Origin of the sequence: Membranihabitans marinus, assembly GCF_019802045.1 — a bacterium.
Taxonomy (GTDB): Bacteria; Bacteroidota; Bacteroidia; order Chitinophagales; family Saprospiraceae; genus Membranihabitans; species Membranihabitans marinus_A.
This window is the reverse complement of record NZ_JAHVHU010000012.1, coordinates 108,929-129,047: the sequence shown is the minus strand read 5'-3', so window position 1 is coordinate 129,047 and position 20,119 is coordinate 108,929. Positions and strand designations below refer to the sequence as shown.

At 38.3% G+C, this 20,119-nt stretch carries 13 protein-coding genes and 1 pseudogene; 2 read left to right on the top strand and 12 right to left on the bottom strand.

The genetic code is table 11. The features are described from left to right. Positions 1-451: 451 nt before the first annotated feature. Positions 452-1,975 carry an IS21 family transposase gene (istA, locus tag KUV50_RS13610; protein WP_222580722.1) on the top strand — a complete coding sequence of 508 codons (1,524 nt, stop codon included), beginning with the start codon at positions 452-454 and terminating at the stop codon, positions 1,973-1,975. Positions 1,976-1,999: 24 nt separating this feature from the next. Further along, positions 2,000-2,718, top strand: a pseudogene (gene istB / locus KUV50_RS13605) (IS21-like element helper ATPase IstB). 453 nt (positions 2,719-3,171) lie between these two features. On the opposite strand, the gene KUV50_RS13595 reads toward istB, so the two are convergent. The 12 genes from KUV50_RS13595 to KUV50_RS13540 form a co-directional block, all read right to left on the bottom strand. Continuing rightward, entirely contained in the window at positions 3,172-5,094 is a 1,923-nt protein-coding gene (locus KUV50_RS13595) for a DUF4838 domain-containing protein (protein WP_222580719.1), read from the bottom strand. Positions 5,095-5,096: 2 nt separating this feature from the next. Further along, positions 5,097-5,903, bottom strand: coding sequence for a hypothetical protein (locus KUV50_RS13590; RefSeq protein ID WP_222580718.1), 807 nt, complete (start codon positions 5,901-5,903; stop codon positions 5,097-5,099). A 24-nt stretch (positions 5,904-5,927) separates the two neighbouring features. After that, the gene (locus tag KUV50_RS13585) at positions 5,928-7,757 is read right to left on the bottom strand and encodes a sodium:solute symporter family protein (protein ID WP_222580717.1); all 1,830 of its coding nucleotides are present in this window, start codon (positions 7,755-7,757) and stop codon (positions 5,928-5,930) included. Between the two features lie 23 nt (positions 7,758-7,780). Next, on the bottom strand, positions 7,781-8,887 hold the full coding sequence (locus KUV50_RS13580) for a family 20 glycosylhydrolase (RefSeq protein ID WP_222580716.1): 1,107 nt from the start codon (positions 8,885-8,887) through the stop codon (positions 7,781-7,783). 217 nt (positions 8,888-9,104) lie between these two features. Further along, positions 9,105-10,181 (bottom strand): Gfo/Idh/MocA family protein, encoded by a 1,077-nt coding sequence (locus KUV50_RS13575; RefSeq protein WP_222580715.1) that lies wholly within the window; start codon positions 10,179-10,181, stop codon positions 9,105-9,107. Positions 10,182-10,192: 11 nt separating this feature from the next. Then, positions 10,193-10,966: a hypothetical protein gene (locus KUV50_RS13570; RefSeq protein WP_222580714.1), complete on the bottom strand. Its 774-nt coding sequence runs from the start codon at positions 10,964-10,966 to the stop codon at positions 10,193-10,195. Between the two features lie 2 nt (positions 10,967-10,968). Further along, positions 10,969-11,718 (bottom strand): sugar isomerase domain-containing protein, encoded by a 750-nt coding sequence (locus KUV50_RS13565; RefSeq protein ID WP_222580713.1) that lies wholly within the window; start codon positions 11,716-11,718, stop codon positions 10,969-10,971. A gap of 8 nt (positions 11,719-11,726) precedes the next feature. Further along, positions 11,727-12,779, bottom strand: coding sequence for a hypothetical protein (locus KUV50_RS13560; RefSeq protein WP_222580712.1), 1,053 nt, complete (start codon positions 12,777-12,779; stop codon positions 11,727-11,729). A gap of 18 nt (positions 12,780-12,797) precedes the next feature. Continuing rightward, positions 12,798-13,769, bottom strand: a complete 972-nt coding sequence (locus KUV50_RS13555; protein ID WP_222580711.1) for a hypothetical protein — start codon at positions 13,767-13,769, stop codon at positions 12,798-12,800. A 215-nt stretch (positions 13,770-13,984) separates the two neighbouring features. Continuing rightward, the gene (locus tag KUV50_RS13550) at positions 13,985-15,403 is read right to left on the bottom strand and encodes a RagB/SusD family nutrient uptake outer membrane protein (protein ID WP_222580710.1); all 1,419 of its coding nucleotides are present in this window, start codon (positions 15,401-15,403) and stop codon (positions 13,985-13,987) included. A gap of 19 nt (positions 15,404-15,422) precedes the next feature. Continuing rightward, positions 15,423-18,797 (bottom strand): SusC/RagA family TonB-linked outer membrane protein, encoded by a 3,375-nt coding sequence (locus KUV50_RS13545; RefSeq protein WP_222580709.1) that lies wholly within the window; start codon positions 18,795-18,797, stop codon positions 15,423-15,425. A gap of 147 nt (positions 18,798-18,944) precedes the next feature. After that, the gene (locus KUV50_RS13540; protein ID WP_222580708.1) at positions 18,945-19,970 is read right to left on the bottom strand and encodes a FecR family protein; all 1,026 of its coding nucleotides are present in this window, start codon (positions 19,968-19,970) and stop codon (positions 18,945-18,947) included. Positions 19,971-20,119 lie beyond the last annotated feature (149 nt).

The following is a 20,119-nucleotide window of genomic DNA, read 5'->3' as shown; positions in this document are numbered from 1 at the left end:
GTAGGATAGAAAGAGTAATACCAATTTATTGCTGATATTGAGTCCATTCGCAAGGCAAAGGTATGAGCAGTCTCTATGCAAAGTTTATACCCCATGGATATTCCGGACCATATTGACCCCCCAAATCCGGATTTTAAAAGAGCATAAAAGTCGGAAAATTAATAAAACAAACATGACAATCCGGCGGATAGTGACCCCCTTGGACAAAAATAAGGGAAAATGAGGTAAAATGGACTGGATTTGTCGTGTTCTAGCACACTATCGACAAAAATTATCCGGACTATGCTGACCCCCCATGGATCAGAATCCGGAGCATGTTGACCCCCCATCAGAAATGGAGGTAAAAAATCCGGAGCATGCTGACCCCTCTTTTAACGGTTTTTGGTTGTTTGGTTTACGTAATTATTAATCACGTAAATCAATCATGACGATGGCGGGAAAACCAAAACCTATGAGCCAAATCAAGCAACTATTACAACTCTATAAACAAGGAGAATCAAAGAAATCCATGGCCCGGATACTAGGCATCAGTCGGAATACTGTAAAAGCTTATTTGAATAAGCTAACGGGTATGGAGTCTGATATCAACGAACTATTAGCACTTGATGACCCGGTGCTGAACAAACAATTCCATGGTGGCAACCAGTCATATAAGGGGAATCGGTATAGCTATCTCAAAAACCGGTTGGATTATTACACCAGTGAGCTGAAGAAAGTCGGTGTGACACGTCAGCTTCTCTGGGAGGAATATAAAACCGATTATCCCAACGGATACGGTCGCAGTCAGTTTTTTCATCATTTGGCTCAACATAAAAAAGCGGCGAAGCCTTCTATGATTCTTACTCACGCTCCCGGAGATAAGCTCTATGTGGACTTTGCAGGAAAGAAATTATCATACATTGATCAGAAGACAGGAGAGGTGATAGAATGCTCAGTTTTTGTTGCCTGTCTCCCATATTCCGATTATGGATTTGCTATAGCTGTACGCAATCAAGGTCTGGATGAATTTATCTATGCTCTGGAACAATGCCTGAACTTTCTGGATGGTGTGCCCCAGGTGTTGGTTCCGGATAACCTCAAAGCTGCTGTTATCAAAGCGGATAGTTATGAACCAGAGATTAACAGAGCTCTGGAAGATTTTGCCAATCACTACGGCACTACAGTGATTCCTGCAAGATCGAGAAAGCCCAAGGACAAAGCGTTGGTTGAGAATCAAGTCAAGTTAGTTTATAGCCGCGTATATGCCAAAATAAGGAATCTCCGCTTTTTCAGCTTGGCTGAACTTAATGCAGCTATCACAGAAAGGATGCTTGATCACAACCAGACCCGGATGCAAAACAAACCCTGGTGCCGTGAAGAAAAGTTCATGGCTGAAGAAAAACATCACCTGAGTCCATTACCCGGCCAACCCTTCGAGATCAAATATTATAAGACTTACAAGGTGCAGCAAAACAACCATATACAGCTAGGCCAGGACAATCACTTCTATAGTGTGCCTTATGCCTTTATCGGTCAGCAAGCTAACGTCATATACACGCGTTCTATGGTCCGCATCTATATCGATGGGGAATGCGTAGCGATACATCGCAGAAACAGAACCAGCTATGCCTATACAACCGTCAAAGACCACCTCTGCTCTACACATAAATATTATCTGGATCGGAGTCCAGGATATTATATTCGTCGGGCCAGCCAGTGCTGTGAAGAACTGGATCATTTTACCCGACTTCTTTTTGACCAGAAGCGACCTCCTGAACAATTGTACAAAACGTGTGAAAGTGTACTAAGACTGTACAGGAAGACAAACAAAGAACAGTTCAAGAAAGCCTGTGATATAGCCATCAACCACAAAAGATACAGCTACAAGTTCATTCTAAAGATCATCGAAAACAAAACAGTGGATCAAGACGGAGAGATTCCTTTTAAAGATCTACCAGATCATGACAATGTCAGAGGCAAAGAATATTATTCATAAATACATAAATCAACAAACAACATGATGACACCAATCACGACAAAATTTAATGAATTGCGACTGCGGGGCATGAGCCGCAGCTGGGAATCCTTAGTCGAGACCCGCCAGCATCAGGACCTCACACTGAGCGAAGGACTGGAGATATTGCTTCAGGCAGAGAAATTGGATCGGGAACAACGTCGTTTTGACCGACTGCAGAAGAATGCTAAGTTCCGCTACCAGGCTTCTATCGAAGAGCTCCACATGGACGCATCCCGCGGTATAGACAAAACACTTCTCGCATCGCTAACTACAGGTAATTATTTGAAGAATGGTGAATCCATTATCATCACCGGAGCTACCGGCTGTGGGAAGAGCTTTATCGCTTCAGCACTCGGTCACCAGGCATGTGCACAAGGCTATAAAACGGCTTATTTCAATATGCAAAAGCTAACACAACAACTAAAGATCTCCCGACTGGAAGGAACACTGTTATCTTTTTTCCTGAAGATTGCAAAAACGCATCTACTGTATTGGATGACTTCGGTTTGACCCACCTGGAAAAACAGCAACAGCTGGACCTAATGGAAATAATCGAAGATCGCCATGCTCGTCACTCAACCATCATCGCCAGCCAACTGCCGGTAGCTAGCTGGTTTGATATAATCGGTGAAGCAACTATCGCAGATGCTATTTTGGATCGATTGGTTCATACTTCGCACAGATTAGAACTAAAAGGAGAAAGTTTAAGAAAAAAACAGTAATTTTGTCAGTGTAACAGCCACCCGAAATACCAAAAACTCCCAGGGGGGTCAACATCACCGGATTGGGGGGTCAGTATCACCGGAATATGCAACTATTGCCCACAAAGATAGCCATCAAGGAAGAATCAGCCTAGATGTACTTGCTCGGACGGATACAAAAAAAGTGACCACCGACTAATGGATGGTCTATGGGGCAGTTAGCCAAGGATATTGTGAACATGATACTAATTCCGTCCAGCTAAGGGCAGTAGCTTCGCGGAAATCCACAGTGCGATTGAGCTGTTAAAGGCATGGCTAAGAAGAATTCACTATCACGTAAGGGGTCTGCAGGACTACCTCGAAATGTATTACTACAGTTTTAACAGAAGCCTTATGAAGGAAAGTTGCTGGGGATGATTCAGGCTATATCATGTCCGGCAAACTATTTTAGTGGCTAGTTGCCTAAATAAAAAATCAATTATATTGGAAAAGATTCTCCGGGTCACTGATAAAAACATCAATTGCAGGATCGTTATACCACAACTCGTTTTGGAGGCGTATAGGTGATACCTGCTGTACCCATTCTTTAAAACCAACTCTACCTCCTACATTAATCATTTTATGTTCTTTTGCAATTCGAACCAACTCACCAAAACGTTTCGCATGAGTAGCAAGATCGATTGAGAGATTGTTTTTCAGGGTATTTCTCTGATCAATATCGGCCCAAAGAACACTAAACATCTCAAATTCAACACGAGATAAAAGAACAGAATCTTGAGCAACTGCTTTCTGGGCGCGTTCAAACATCTCTAATGCCAAATTTGAAAATTCAGGCGTTACAAGTGCTGGATTTGATTTCTCACTGTGTTGATGTACATCACGAACATCGATTTCATTATACATAAAATCAAAGTACTCTCTAATGTCTGGAGCGGCGGTTCCATAGTAAACTGACATAAATTCATCAATTAAATCTTCAACATTTGAGTCTGGTTCCCAAAGCAATTGCGCCATGACGTACAAAAACAAGTTTCGGAAATTCGCAGGAACGACACAGAATGTGATTCCACGAATCCCCTTGGTAGCATAATAATTCATTTTATCAACCATTGCATAAAAACTTCCAAAAGGCTGATACCATCTATAATAATTCCTCGGATAGTCAAAAATATACATGTTGTCAGGATAAAATGACAGCCAGCTCTCAATATCTTCTTTTGCCCATAAATTATCGAAGCAATCCAATCCATGACTGTGACATTCACCATCATAATTAGGTTCGGGGCGATGCAATGGAGCATACATGACCATAACATTTGAGTCTGGTCCAATTCTTTCTGGAGGACTTGCTGATGCAGAACCATATGCCAGTGTAAGTATTTTTTTGTCGGGAAATTTTTCAGTAACTTTTCGCGCATTGTAATTGACATAATCCATCAGACGATCAGTCATATGAACACCTGGTTTTGCATCAAATGCTTTACACTCAGCACACTGACACCAATTTTGAGGTCCGCCATCACCTGCTGTAACAACAAAATAAGATCTGTCCTTTTGCTGTTCTACCAATGACAGTAATCGTTCTGCCCCTACTGCACGCATTTTCATATTTGACATGCATAAATGTCCAGGTGCTCCAACCCCATTATACCTTTGCCCATCCTTTTTTAGTGCAAAAAATTCTGGATGTTCTTTACCAAATTTTTGGTATGGCATCAGGTAGCTGGCAGAATGAACCCAATTTCTCTCACCTGGAACACCAAGGTCTCCATGATATCCTAAGTCATCATTGGGTGAATATCCTAATTTAAGGTATGATTGAAATCCAGGATAATAAACATCCATTTTAAAAATCGACCTTAAATCATAATGGGGTTTAATTGAAAGATTCATTCCAGGTATCATCACAATGGACTTTCTTGGGACAATTTCACAATCCTGTGCATAAATTTTTACACCTAATCTACTTAAGAGCTCATAAGCACCATATACAGTACCCAAATCCCGCCAGCCACATAAGACTCCATTATTTTCATTAATTCGAATTATAAAACCATCATTAGTCACAGAATCAAGTTCCTTTCTAGCTATTATTCCTGATTCAATGGCCAAATTACCTACAGCAATCACACCTTCAGGAATAATTGAATCCCTAATTTGGATCAGTGGGATCTTTTCATCTGTTATTTTATAGAAATAGTCTATGAGTTCATCTGCTGCAAATTTCTCCCTCTCTGACGCATTTGAAGAAATCGCAATTGCATTTAAGTCATTATTCCCCAACCGAAAAGGAGGTCTTTGTTTTTCTGTATCGACCCCGCATGAGGCTGCAAGTATGTGCAAACAAAATATTACAACAAAAGGAGGAATATAAGTCTTGATATTTTTTGATTTCATAATTATTGATCTTCAGCAAATTCATAATCAATACCTTCAGGTAATTCCTCCACTTTTAACTTCATCCATTTGCCTTGTATTTTAATAACAACCATATGGTTATCACTATCATAAAAGATGGTGCCATCTGTGGAGTTTTTCAATTCAATAAAATTTACATGTTTGGCGCTCTCTTTAGCATTACTTTCGTCATCCCCTTCCGGTTTATCCATCCGTAAGTTCTCAGCTCCAATGTTTCCAAGTGTAAAAGCATTTTTGAGTTTTAGTGAGCCATAAAAAACTGCTTTATCCCGGCTAAACATATAGGAGTGATTTTTTACGTCAGATCCTATCCGGATCCAATTATATGCGGTAGTGGAATGATTATACGCCGTTCCATAGTAATATATCTCTGCAACTGGTTTATTCATCTCAACATGTTTATTGACAAGCATTGTTAATCTTGATTTGTCATCATTAGCATACCCTTCGAAAATATGAAACCCCCATCGCTTTTTATTCGTTTCATTTTCATTCCCTCTTACCTGGATCATATAAGGGGTGCTTAATATCCCATTTACTGAAGTGTACATCGGAGTTTTATCCGGATCAAATCCAAAAGAATAACCTCTCAATTTCCACTTTTCCCATGAAGTGTCTATATCAGAAAATAATTCTACACTATAAAGGTTTGAACCAATTGATCCTGGCTTTAATTGAAAGTATTTTTTATCACTGGAAGGAAATGATACGTCCTGACCTTCAGAGACCCAAGCATAACAACAAAACGCAACAAGTAACATTAACCGAAATATCCTTCTATCTATCATGATTTATTATTTTGTATCAACCAATTAAAAAAGCCGGTTCCAAAATCTGGTAATTGCATATCCCGAGGCAACAGATAATGTCAATAGCAAGAACCCAATCAAATAATTGCCATATAGGAAATTCCCAATAGAAAAAAGACATGAATAAATTGAAATGCATCCCAAACTCATACATAATAAACCGACTGGGACAGACCATTTTTCACTATATATTTCAGAGTCTTCCATATCTATTCTTCTCAAAAATGTTTTCCAACCAGGTCCACCCGGCTTGGTCCTCAGGTAAAACTTCTTTAGCACACTATTCTCACTAGGCTTGGTGCATAAAGTAACTATTAACCACAATGCGGTAGTGAAAACTACGATGAAAACAAATTTCAAGGAATCCCATAAGCTTAATGTCAATTCAAACCCTAGAATAGTCTGACCATTTACATCACTTAAGTCAACAAAATAATAGCTTTCTATAATTATTACTACCAATGAACCAATTAGTGCACCCAACATCGCTGCTATTTCTGACCACGCATTTATTCTCCACCAAAACCATCGTAATATGTAAAGTAACCCAGTTCCAGCTCCTATCATAAGCATATACTGAAATACTTGAAGAGCATTCTTTAAGTATAGGGCAAGAATGGTGGATACCACCACTAAAATCACAGTAACTATTCTCCCGACCAAGACTTTTCTAGGTTCTGTAGCACTTTTATTCAAAAACCGGCAGTAAAAATCATTGACAAGATACGAAGCACCCCAATTAATTTGGGTCGATACTGTTGACATATAAGCCGCTATTAAGGAAGCGAATACTAACCCAAGTACGCCTGTGGGTAAAAATCGTTTTAACATGGCCGGATAGGCAAAATCATTTTTAATGTATTGGACAGGAACATTAGGGTAATCCTGGATCATAGATTGTATATCAGGATATATGACGAGAGAACCGAGACCCACCAGTATCCAGGGCCAGGGTCTGATGGCATAATGAAAAAAGTTAAAAAGTAAGGTAGCTGCAGTCGCACCTTTTTCTGATTTAGCCGCCAGCATGCGTTGGGCTATGTATCCACCTCCTCCAGGCTCAGATCCCGGATACCAGGCAGCCCACCATTGAATAGTTATTGGAATTATAAATACTATTAATGCATTATAGGGATTTGAAAAGTCAGGTATGAAAGAGAGCTTGGATACTATGGACTCATGATCCATAAAATTAGACAGACCCCCAATTTCTGGAGAATTAATAATAGAAATCGCAGCATAAATGGATCCTCCTATAGCAAAAGAAAATTGAAACAAATCAGTCCATAAAACGGACTTTAAGCCGCCTATTGTACTGTAAATCGTCACAATTAAACCGACGATAATTAACGGCATAACAGGATTTATGCCCAGCATAATCGAGGAAATTTTAATGAATGCTAATGATGCACTCGCCAAAACCAAAATATTAAAGAATAGTCCCAAATATATAGCTCTGAACCCTCTTAAGAAAGCAGCGGCCTTTCCGCTATACCTAATTTCGTAAAATTCTAAATCTGTTAGAATCTTTGATCTATTCCATAGTTTTGCATATACAAAAACTGTCAATAGCCCTGTTAACAAAAAAGACCACCACAACCAATTCTTTTCTACCCCACCAGTACGCACAATATCGGCAACTAAATTTGGTGTCCCTAAAGAAAACGTTGTCGCAACCATAGAAATCCCCAATAACCACCAGGGTGTATTCCTCCCTGAAAGAAAATAGCTTTCAGTGTTTTTACCAGCTCCACGACCACTAACGAATCCGATTATCGCCAGAACAATTAAAAATAGTATTATAACTAACCAATCCAGTTGACTAAGACTCATAAGTTGACCACATTAATTTATAATCAGTAGTACTTTTTCTTAGCCTCGCCAATCAAGTCTATTCCTTTTATAATTCTATCTTCATAACGCATATCAGAATGTCTATCAGAATCTTCAATAGTCGGTTTCCATATAGTTTGTAAAAATCCTAATAATTTGTCGTCCGATATATGTTCTTTACTGAATTCAACCGTTCTGCCAATATTAGTAGCATTATTTGTATGAAAGCTACCGGTGGGTATTTGATCATATCCATGTGCATCTATATCCAAATATGCTAAGCTATAACTATCATATATCTTGTTTTTGTTTTCCTTATTGTAATATACTTTGGGAGTCCCTTCTGGTGCTCTACCTTTTAAAGAAAAATCATCACCATAGTACCAATTACTTTGCACCACCGATTTCGGCATTCGCTTAAAAAACATTTCCGGTTCATTCCAAAGAAAGTAATCCGGCCAAATCCATGCTCTGGAATTATTTTTTTCAACTTCTTCAACTAAAAAATAAAAATCCTTCCACCATGCATCCCTCTGGCGAATTACGATATGTTTTTGACGAGATTGATGACTAAAGGTTTCTTCGTCCAATCCAAGATGAAATAATCTTGGTTGATCAAATATATCTGATACCTCCTTGATGATATTACTACAGAATTCATAGTAAGGCTCTGTTGAAACCATTCGGCCATACACGCCCATCCACGTGTCATGACCAGCCGAAAAGTTTAATTTAGGGATGGGTTCTAATCCAAGTTTCCGTGCTTTAGTCAGCTCGGATTTTAATTTATCTACCGACCAGGCATTATTCACTGCAATATCCGGATAAGATTCATATTTCACTCCATCTCCCAAGTCAATAACCACCATGTTAAGTCCTTGATCAGCCATCTCATGCAACGCCTTATTCCACAGAGCTTCACTGAACTGTAAGTTAGGTCGATACCCACGGAATGGTCGGTGAGGAGAGATATATTCCTCCCACATATTAAAACTTAAGTGTAACAAACACGCCCATATCTTATCCTGTGAAGATGTAAAGCGATTTTTAATAAATGATGCCGGGAATGGTGAAGTTGCTATGGAACTAGCTACTGCAATATCTTTAATAAACTTCCTTCGATTGTACATATTAATAAATAGTTTTAATTTTAAAATATTTAAAAACCTAGAGATCAATGAGAAAATAAGGCACTTGCTATTAAGGTGCAAATTTTTCGTTTGCACTAAACATCGGCATAAACAGCTATGGAATCTTATTCAAAAGATCTATTCTATAAAAACGGTCCTGCTTTAACTTCTTCTTTTGAACAGAAAATTATAATAGAGTAAACTGTAAATGTATTCCTCATAACTCAACCGGAGAAGACGTTGAAATACTGTCATAACAGGCATTCATCACGTCAATAGTTTTCTTATGCCACCTTAAATTAATTTTTGGTTCATTTCCATTTCTTATGCAATCAACAAATTCATCCATCATTCCAATCCACTCATCGAAATATGTGTACTGAACCGTGTACCTATCGTTGGGTGCTCCGTTATGATATACATTGGGCCCAAAACAATCAGCCATTATGGCCCCTTCATCTCCCCTCATTGAAATATTAACTTCCATCCTTTTTGGATGGATCTCCCAACCAGGCCCCGGAATTGATAATCTTTCTTCCATACGAGACCATGAGGGATCAAATAAAAAGATTGTACCATCTTTCATTTTTCCATTAACGATCATGGTATCTTCCACCTCGAGGTCTTTTCTAAGGTTTGGCCCCACTTCTGCATAAACCGTTTCAAATTCACTCTTAGTAAACCACCTAATAAGATCAAAAACATGTGGATGGTCCGACAAACAGCCTCCTCTGAACCGGTTATCTCCTTCCTTTAGAGGGACTCTCTCTCCATAACTTTTTTCCGGATTCCCCTGCCAGGGAAAAGCCCAAACTGGCGATAAAGTGATATTCGTTGCGTTAAAAGAGGATAATTCCCCAATCGCACCTTGCCTGTATAACTCTTTTAAGCGTCGGACGACAGGGTTATAATGCAATTCAAGTTCAACCTGACATACTATCCCAGAATCTTCAACTAGAGCAATCATTTCCTCGTACTCTTCCATATTGAATGTGGGAATTTTCATACACAAGATATGTATCCCTCTTTCTGCGCACATAATAAATTGTTCTAAATGCCTATTATTGGCTGATGCCATAACAACTGCTTCGATTTCGGGATGTTTTTCAAACATTTCCTCTTCGCTACTATAGCAAGGGATAGAATTATTCAAACTAATAAAATTCTCTCTAACCGTTTCATTTTCAGCGGAAACAGCTACCCACTCAAAGTTTTTGTTATCTAATAAAGTTTGATAATATTTTCGGGTATGGCCATGTGTTAATGACAAAATTGCAATTCTAATTGGTTCCATTTCCTATAATACTAATTTGGTAAAGTTTCCATCACGCCTTCCATCAGAAAGTATAAATGCACGTGTTGTAATATCGATTCACTGACTACCTCAGGATGCTGGTAAGCTTGAAATGCTGATCTTATATGGTCAACTTCGAAAGGTTCATAACCAAAAAGCTCCATATCAATATCATTATATATTTCCATCCCATTTTGAGTGAAGGCATAAATTGAACTTTGTGGTATTTGAGTATCTACAACTAAATCACTACACGTTCCACGTGCACCGATAATCTCATGTCGTTCTATTAATGGTGGCATAGAAATACTATCGGTTAGGTCCATCCCAATTTCGATACTGCATAAAACTCCATTTTCTAATTTTACAACTATATTTACACATTCTCCAGATTTATTAGCAACATGATTGAGAGTAGCAATCTTAGATCCGCTTAAAAATTCACACAAATCCAATTCTCTATATAGTATAGCTTTCAGAGGCCACAGATCATGATCGATAGAGTAACAAGATAATCTCATCAATGCGACATCTTCAATGGTCTGTGTTTCAACAATATTTTTCAGTTCAATAAATTTTCTATTTGATCTCCAGGGCAATAATGGCACATAATTATCACTTAGATCTTTCGAAAATTTCCAACCAGGAAGAAGATGCATCACATCTGGTGCACTTGTTATACCGCTTAATTCAAAATCATTCGACAGGGAAACATCGTATTTGTCGAATAACATCTTTAATGATTCATGTAGATCATTATTATTTCTATGAGTATGTGTATTCATAATTATAGATATTTAATTCTGGGCAGGTATTTATCTATATATTTCTGATTAATGGCGTCACCTCCTGGTGCATTCGCGCTCGCCCAAATCGGCGGTTCAACACCCCTTTCAACACATTTTTGGATGGCAATAATTTCAAGTAAATGGGCGATATAAAAGTCTACCATATTGGAAATGGGACCTATCTTTGAATCTAAGCCCTTAACCTCAATAACTGAATCTCCGACAGGATTATAATCATCAATGCATACGTCTGCATAATCAAAAAGATTTTTAGCGTTTGGGTGCCGTATATCATGATCTTTTGGCATTTCATTTTGCCAATAGGATGAACTAACCGCAATTATTTTGGCTCCATTCTCCTTCGCCTCCATTGCAGCATCAATGGTGGCAGGATTTATACCTATATTATGAAATATAATCAATACTTCGCCTGGTTGAATCCTAAAGTATTTTACTATACTACTTCCATAATTCACAGTTCGCTCCAACTCAAGGTACTTAAGGGCTTGATTAAATACGGACAATCCGGGTTCCATGATTGGGTTAATATTGGCCAAACCACCGGCCCTGAAAAATATTTCACCCATTACTAAAGTCGTATGGCCTCCTCCTCCATACACATGAATTAACTCATCTTTCTCGATTGCTTTTGCCATCAATTCAGCTCCTTTCAGTATGTTGTCCATTTGTTCTTCACGAACTCTATTTATAACAGAAGTTACTTTGTCTAAATATCCTAAATCATTCATAGTTTATATTATTTAATTTTGTAATCCGGATTTAAAACTTCCCCATAAGCCTCTCCCAACATGTCCCACATTTTTAATGCATTCGGAGCAGCCAATACAGTGCCATGTCCTCCCCTGTAAGTCCATGCAAAAAGGCTTTCAACGCCTAAATCATTGTACAGGTGGGCAATTTCTTTGATTTTCCCTAAATCTTCTGGCTCTTGATAATAATTCATTATCCACCGTTGAGATCCTTTATCATATTTATGAGCGATATCCATCGTTCGCTGGGTGATCGATTTAAAGAATGAATCTGGTAATTGATAATTTAAAATAGTTGTGCTAAAAACGTCAAAATCATCTACAGCTCCCACTTTGTCCCAATCATCATATCCCCTATTTTCTTTTACATAATATGTATTCAAGGTAGCATGAACACAGCATATTATTTTAGATTCTGGTCTAATGCCCTTAATAAGGTTTGCAGCATTTTCTAAAATATGCAAAGCATTGTCCTCTCTGAAAGCTATAACTTCTTTTGTTAATACACGAGGCATCTTGTAACCATATGCCTCATGAAATTTATTTTGACAAACATTGCACCGGCACGACCAATCATCGCCCGCGCCGCCAGTGATGGAAGCATAACTCTTTGGTAATGCATAGTGAGGTTCATCCCAAAAGAAACCATCAGCATCGACTTCTTTTGCCAATTTCTCACAAATTTTATAGAAATAGTCTTGAAAAGCTTTCGTATTAAAACATGCTGCAGGAAGTGGCTCTCCAGTAAAGGCAGAAACTTGTCTGTTCTTTGTATTATTTGTTAAAAAATTACTTGGTGGTTCACCTCCAAACCACTTTCCTATTCCCCATGTATTCAGATAAACCTTTAGACCCAGATCCTTGGCTACTTTTGCAATTTTAATAATATTAGGAAACCAAAAATCTATATCATACTCTGACAATGCCAGTAATACAGCATTACAATTATGATCAATCATTTCCTGGAAGTCACGTTTCGCATGCTCTGGGTAACTTAGTCCATAATAACTAACACCTGTCTCCTTTACATTCATTTTCATTAATTTTTCAATTTATATTCATTTATTATAAAATCTATTCTTTGCAGCACCCATTAAGTCAATTGCTTTTAAAATAATTGGCTCGAACTTCTTTGTCGTAGGCATCCAAAATGTTTGCATGAACCCCATTAACCTATCATCACTAATATGTTCAGAACAAAATTGAACCGTTTTTCCAATGTTAGTTTCATTTGTTGCTTTAAAATCATCAGCTGGCCTGGCGTGAAAACTACCAGTTGGAATTTGATCATACCCCTCCCTTTCCAACTCAAGATAAGCTTTCACACGTGTATTGTCTTTTTCAAATGCTTCTCCATAATACCAATTACTTTGAACAACAGATTTAGGCATCATCTTGAAAAACTCATCCGGATAATGCCACATATAGTCTGACCAAACCCATGGTCTCACACTTTTTTTAAATGCTTCCCCAATGTAAAAGTATAGATCGGCCCACCATCGCTCTTCACGACGAATGACTATATAATCAAAATGCTTTTGATAACCAATGTCTTCCTCATCCATTCCAAAATGTATAAACCGGGGACCGTCGAATATATCGATAGCTTCCGATATCAAATTTGAACACACTTCGTAGTACTTGGGAGTTGAGACCATCATTGAGTATTCCCCCAACCAGGCATCATGAGTAGCAGCAAAGTTTAATACTGGAATTGGCTCGATCCCTTTTTTGCGTATTTTATCTAATTCAATCCTTAGCCTCTCCGGTGTCCATGCATTTTTTAAAGCAATTTCAGGATGACTATCCCATAACACAGAATCATCCAAATTCATTAACACCATGTTGATCCCCTGATTAGCCAGTTCATCAATTGCGGCATCCCATGTGGAGATATCTGGTTCAAATTCGGTACGTAGCCCTCCCCAATTTCGAATACCTCCTGCAAAATTGAAAGACAAGTGCATGAAGCACGCCCAAATCTTTTTGTCTTTGGGTGCAATTATCTCTGGTATCATTTCTTTTTCCATGTATACATTGTTTTTATATAATTATTTCATAACTCTTTTAACTAAGAATCAAATTCATCGCTTAAAATAATCAGTATGTAGGAACCAATAAGCTTTTTAATCCTTCAACCAGAAAGGATTACTGAGACCCGAAAGTACCATACTACATATAATGTATCTATGTTATCGTTAACCTAATGTCCTGATGAGAATATTCTAATTGGCAGTAGCGTCCATTAATAACCTGGATTCTGGTCAGAAGGACTAATTGCTTTATTGAAATTAATTTCATTATCTGGAATGGGCCATAATAGACTTTTATCTGATACTTCCTTGTTGAGAGTTTCCTTGATATATTCCTTCGCTTTTCCCAACCTTTTCAAATCTAACCATCTCTTACCTTCCCCTTGAGTTTCATATCCTCTTTCTTTAATGATTATATTTATTAGTTCTTCCAAATTAAAATCTTCGACTACAAAATCAACTGGGCTACCATTCTCAGAATTGTACCCATATGCACGTCTATGAACCTGATTCAAAGCATTCACTGCCTCTTCTGAAGGACTTTCTTTACTTCTAGATATAGCCTCTGAATAAAGCAATAGAATTTCTGAATATTTATATAATGGGTAATCATTCCTAGCCACAAGTTGACCAGGATCACTGAATTTTTTATTCATCAAAAGCTCTCCTAAAGGAGTATCCCAGGAATACCAGTTGTATTGTTTTCTTAGATCATTATCATCCCAGTTGACATAATTGGGTTGCTGTGCATCACTATAAAATACATAATATCCGCTTACGCCTAAATAAGGTACATTTACTCCGTGTGCATATCTGACATGACTCCATCCCGAGGTTTCATTAAAGTTAAAGGAAAATATCACTTCTGGCGAACCAACAACAGATGATCCATAAAGTAATTCAAAATCTTCTGGCTTCTCGACTGGAACTAAAGAGAAATTTCCTGACTTGATAATATCATTTGCTTTTTCTGCTGCAAGTGAATATTTTTCTAGATTAAGATATACATCCGCCAATAATGCTTTAGCAGCCCAGATATTAGCTCTGCCAGATATTGAGCTTGTTGGTAGACTTTTTTCAGCAGATACCAAATCTTCCTGAATCAAATCATAAACCTCATCTACACTATTCCTCGATAAGTCAGCTTCATCAGAATTTTCTTCAGTCCTTAGAGGCACTCCACCCCAATTTCTTACAAGATGAAAATATGCTAAGGCTCTTAAAAATTTTGCTTCAGCAATGTACTGTGCCTTCTCAGATTCCGTAAGTTCCTTACCATTTGAGACATTCCCTATAACTAAATTAGCATTCCGAATACTCCTATATAATTGCACCCATGTACCACTTATCCGTGAAATATTTGTATTGTTTAATCCTTCAAACTCACTTACGGGAACCCAGCTTCCTCTACATTCTCTTATTTGATCCGATTTGCATTCTTGTTGAGAAAGATATATTGCTCCAAATACACTCCCGCTTCTAAAGGGGTCATAAATTGCAGCTATAGCTGTCTCAACTTCTGCTTTTGTATTATAAAACGATTCAACGACAAGTGACTTTGGAGACTCAATTAGATCATCTGTACAACTCAAAGTAATGCATAATGCCGATATGTAAATTAAATATTTCATGATTGATTATTTATTTTAATTAAAATGTGATTCGCAACCCAACATTATAGGATTTTGAAGTTGGGTAAGTATTGTGGTCAATCCCTTGTGCAATAGAACTTGACCCACCATAAGAATTGACTTCTGGGTCCCACCAGGAATAATCTGTGATAGTTAGAAGGTTTTGTGCACTTATATACACTTTAGCCTTTTCCAAAGAAATAGCAGGAACAGAAAAGTTATATGCTAATTCAACGTTTTTTAATCGAAGATAAGATCCGTCTTCAACCAGCCTATCTGATATCCGCAAAGGCTGATTCCGTGTAATTGTTGGAAATTTAGGACTATCACTATTATTCCAGTTCTCATACAGAACTTCTTTTAATTGATTTACACCATAACCATAATTCAATGTATGGTCAATCTTACTTACATTGAAAATATCATTGCCATATGTTCCCTGAAGAAATATTGATAAATCAAAATTTTTTATAGATAAAAATGAATTTAGACCGTAAATAAAATCAGGATTAGGATCTCCAATTACAACCTTATCATCCTCGTTTATTTCCCCATCATTACTTATGTCTTTGTATTTAATTCCACCATTTTCATTATAACCATCTTCATCATATCCATAAAAAATAGACATTGGTAACCCTTCTCTGAGTAATGTAGCATTATCGGTTATAACCAACATGTCGAAATATCCTCCCGGGATATCTTGCCCTTCATACAGTTTTATTACTTCTGATTTGTTAAATGCGATATTACCATTTAAATCCCAAACAATATTTTCAGTATTTATCGCATTCGTATTTACCCCCAATTCTATCCCTCTATTGGATACTTCACCTACATTTTGAATTGTATTTGTATAACCTGTCGAAGATGGTAATTGAACAGAATTCAATAAATCACTAGTTTGCTTATTGTAGTAATCAATTGCCAATTCAACTCGGTTACTAACCAATCCTATATCTACTCCAATATCAATCTGCTTAGTTGTTTCCCATCTTAATGAACCTGGAAGTCGTGAACCTGGCGCCATCGTTGTGTAAAGAGAATTTTCAAAAACTGTCGTGCCGGGATTTAAAATACTTAAGGTGGAATAAGGTCCAATAGCCTGACTACCTGTTTCCCCCCAGCTTCCCCGTAGTTTAAAATCAGAAATAAACATATCTTTAGGGAAAAAACTTTCACTGCTTAATCTCCAGGCTAACGCGAAAGATGGGAAATAACCCCATTTTTGTCCTTTACTATATTTAGAAGATCCATCGGCTCTCATACTTAAAGTCGCATAATACAGATTGTTATAATTATAATTTATCCGGCCTAAGTACGATAATAATACGGATTTAGAATACCCGGTAGTTGGTATTCCTTTAACACCAGCTGATTGCAAACTACTTGTTTCTGTTACATCACTTAAAAATTCACTCCCAGAACCAGATAAAGAAGTACTATTAAAACTTTGATATGTAAATCCACCGACTGCATTCAGGTTATGGATATTTAGAAAAGAATTGGAATAACTCAATGTATTTTCATTAAGTAAGCTGTAGAACTGACTGGAAGACACACTTGCACTACCCCTGGAATTTACAAAATTTAAAGACCTGTAATTATCACTCCTACTATCAGTATTTTCTATTCCACCTGAAATCTTTAGAACTAATTTTGGTAATAGTTCGTAAGATAAAGACCCGTTCAAGAGAAGTCTATTCGCAAGATTCCTATTGATCGTCTCTTTAGTATAATTTATCGGATTAGTAAGTCCCTCAGAAACAAATGGATATGCTATAGATAGATTTTTATAAGTTCCATCCTCATTATATGGCTGTAGAGTAGGTGGGGATGATAATATAGAACTTATAAGAGACGCGCCAAATCGAGCACCACTTGAGTTTTGATTTAATTGATTTGTACGTGATAAAATACCTGAGAAATTAACTGTGAATTTTTCTGTTACGCTAAAGTCTAGTTTTGAAGCCACAGAATATCTCTTATATCCACTTCCTTCAATAATTCCATTTTGATCAAAGACACTACCAGATATCAAATATCGGGCATTTTCATTTCCTCCATCAATTGTTAAACTATTATCTACTATGGGAGCATTTTTAAATACGAAATTTTGCCAATCAAAACCTTTTCCGAATTCATTTATGTCATCTTGGCTAAAGTAATTCTTTTCTCCGTCATTTTCTTGTTGCAAAGTATAAAATGAGGCATACTCATTTGCATTCAACATATTTAACGTCTTCCTGATTTTTTGAGAACCATAACTTGATTCAAAGGAAATATTACTTTTTCCAGAACTTCCGCCTTTTGTTGTTATAAGTACTACTCCATTTGCCCCCCTCGATCCATATATTGCAACCGCAGATGCATCTTTTAAAACTTCAATACTCTCAATATCAGAATTACTAAGCAACACAGGGTTACTGCCAGAATATGGAAATCCGTCAATTACATATAAAGGTTCATTACTACCTTGAATAGAATTCGTTCCTCGAATCCTTACGCTTATAGGCGCACCTGGTGCACCTGAATTTTGTTTAACTTGTACTCCGGCAGCACGTCCAGATATCGCCTGCAAAACATTTGATGTCGGGAACGCATTAACTTTTTCTTGCCCAATAGAAGCTACACTTCCAGTGAGATCACTTTTCTTCACTTCCCCATACCCCACTACAACCACCTCATCCAAGGTCTGTGCATCCTCCTGCATCACGATAGTCAAACTCGTCTGTCCATCCACAGCTACCTCTTGGGTTTTATACCCAATATATGATACCACCAATACCGCTTTATCATCAATATCACTAAAAGAAAACCGGCCATCCAAATCCGTAGCCGTACCTTTATTGGTTCCCTTGACCTGAACATTCACACCGATCAAAGGCTCTCCACTGGCATCCATCACCCGACCCGTCACATTCAAGACCAGCCGCTTGCGGTTTACGTCAGTCCACTTGTCTGAATTGAGCCGGGCAATGGGCGGGACACGACGGTTGGCGAATGCCTCTTTCCGGTCTTTGACGATGGCCTCCATATGACTGATCATTTGCTCGAGCGATCTCAATCCGGCCTCGTCTTTACTATAGAGAATCACAAACCGTTCTTCAAAGATTTGAAAATCCATATTCACCTCGGCCAATACACGGGTCAGAATCGAGCGTACACTTTCGCCTTCGCGCTTCTCGTAGTTCACGGTCACCCCTTTGATCAGATCACTGTCATAGGTAAAATAAAGCTGGTGCTCCCGGCTGATCTCATCGAGAATTTCGATTAATAATTTTTCATCCTGATCCGGGTTTTTATCTGTTTCGTGAGCGTGGAGTATGCCGACTCCCGAACTCAGCGCCACCAGCAAAAGGATGCTGGATTTGAGGTGTAAAATAAATTTCATACTTTTGTGTTTTTAGTGTGATACCTATTAATGTATTATTTATGAGGTTGAAAGAAGGTCCAAGTTCTTTCAACCTTTTTTTGTTTGAGCTTCTATGTTCGGGCTATCTTACGCTCGAAGCTTATCCCAGCTTGCAAATCCCTTTATTTATTTTTGTTCTTTTATGCGTATCGTATCCTGATCTTCTTCCACCTCCAGTTTCATCGCCAGCTGTATCGCCGTCAGACTCACTTCCCAGTTGGTCAGTGGGATAGTCGTCGTTATATTCCGGTGCAGCAGTACCGAATCCTTCGTCACGAATTCCTTGCCATAGATGTCCGACACCGATTCCAACACCTGCATCAGCGGTTCATCGCGAAAAATCAACAGCCCTTCTTTCCAACCGGACACCTCTACTGCTTCCTCTACCCTTTTTTGCTCCACTTCTTGGGTGGTGGCTTGATAGACCAGCTCTTCTCCCGGAACCAGTTCATATCTTTTATCCGGCCGTTCTCTGACTTCCACATCCACCTTCCCTTCTTCCAGAAACACCATTGTTTTCTGACGTCGGTTGTTGACATTAAACTGCGTGCCCGTCACATTAACCGTTATATCCTCCGTACGTACCCGAAAAGGTATATCATTCTGATTCTTAACGTTGAAAAAGGCTTCGCCCTCAAGGATTACCACTCTTTCGTGATCCTTTTCCCATTGGCGGTTCCAGGTCAGCGTTGAATTGCTGTTCAACTGGATCACTGAGGAGTCCGGAAGTTCTATGGTTAATTGCTCGCCATACCCGGTCTGATAAATATCCAGAGGCCGGTTCATCCATTTCACCAGAAAAAAGAAGCCGGCTAAAAGAAATACCGCTGCCGCTGCCCGCCATACATAAACCGCTTTTCGGCTGCGATTGCTGGAATCTCTTTTCTTTGTCCTGTACTTTTCGATTTCCTGATCCAGCCGCTGTGCAATCTCTTCCTGCGACAACTGATTCTGCTCAAAATGAGCCTGGAGCGACTGCATGACGTACCGGGCTCGGCGGGCAGCCTCATTCGTCTCGACTTCATTCTCCCAAAATTGGCTTTTTTCAATGGCCTGACCATCCGGATCAAGGATCCAGCTCCGGAATTCAAAATCTTCCAGATAGTCGATCATCTGCCGATGGGTATCATTTGTGTGTTGGTTTTTGGTCATTGGTACGCTTCGCTCTTGGTATGATTTGTATTGGTGTTTTTTGATTGCTTTAATGAATAGAGTGAGAAGTTGGGGTTTTGTTAACGTGTTTTAGGAATTATTTTAAATAAAATTTCTCTTTCCAATCTCCTGATGATTGTAACACACTG

Excerpts from the sequence above, each read along its gene's own strand:
- istA (WP_222580722.1), top strand. The coding sequence starts at position 452 with ATGAGCCAAATCAAGCAACTATTACAACTCTATAAACAAGGAGAATCA.
- KUV50_RS13570 (WP_222580714.1), bottom strand. The coding sequence starts at position 10,966 with ATGAATACACATACTCATAGAAATAATAATGATCTACATGAATCATTA.
- KUV50_RS13550 (WP_222580710.1), bottom strand. The coding sequence starts at position 15,403 with ATGAAATATTTAATTTACATATCGGCATTATGCATTACTTTGAGTTGT.
- KUV50_RS13575 (WP_222580715.1), bottom strand. The coding sequence starts at position 10,181 with ATGGAACCAATTAGAATTGCAATTTTGTCATTAACACATGGCCATACC.
- KUV50_RS13590 (WP_222580718.1), bottom strand. The coding sequence starts at position 5,903 with ATGATAGATAGAAGGATATTTCGGTTAATGTTACTTGTTGCGTTTTGT.
- KUV50_RS13560 (WP_222580712.1), bottom strand. The coding sequence starts at position 12,779 with ATGAAAATGAATGTAAAGGAGACAGGTGTTAGTTATTATGGACTAAGT.
- KUV50_RS13540 (WP_222580708.1), bottom strand. The coding sequence starts at position 19,970 with ATGACCAAAAACCAACACACAAATGATACCCATCGGCAGATGATCGAC.
- KUV50_RS13555 (WP_222580711.1), bottom strand. The coding sequence starts at position 13,769 with ATGGAAAAAGAAATGATACCAGAGATAATTGCACCCAAAGACAAAAAG.
- KUV50_RS13595 (WP_222580719.1), bottom strand. The coding sequence starts at position 5,094 with ATGAAATCAAAAAATATCAAGACTTATATTCCTCCTTTTGTTGTAATA.
- KUV50_RS13565 (WP_222580713.1), bottom strand. The coding sequence starts at position 11,718 with ATGAATGATTTAGGATATTTAGACAAAGTAACTTCTGTTATAAATAGA.
- KUV50_RS13585 (WP_222580717.1), bottom strand. The coding sequence starts at position 7,757 with ATGAGTCTTAGTCAACTGGATTGGTTAGTTATAATACTATTTTTAATT.
- KUV50_RS13580 (WP_222580716.1), bottom strand. The coding sequence starts at position 8,887 with ATGTACAATCGAAGGAAGTTTATTAAAGATATTGCAGTAGCTAGTTCC.
- KUV50_RS13545 (WP_222580709.1), bottom strand. The coding sequence starts at position 18,797 with ATGAAATTTATTTTACACCTCAAATCCAGCATCCTTTTGCTGGTGGCG.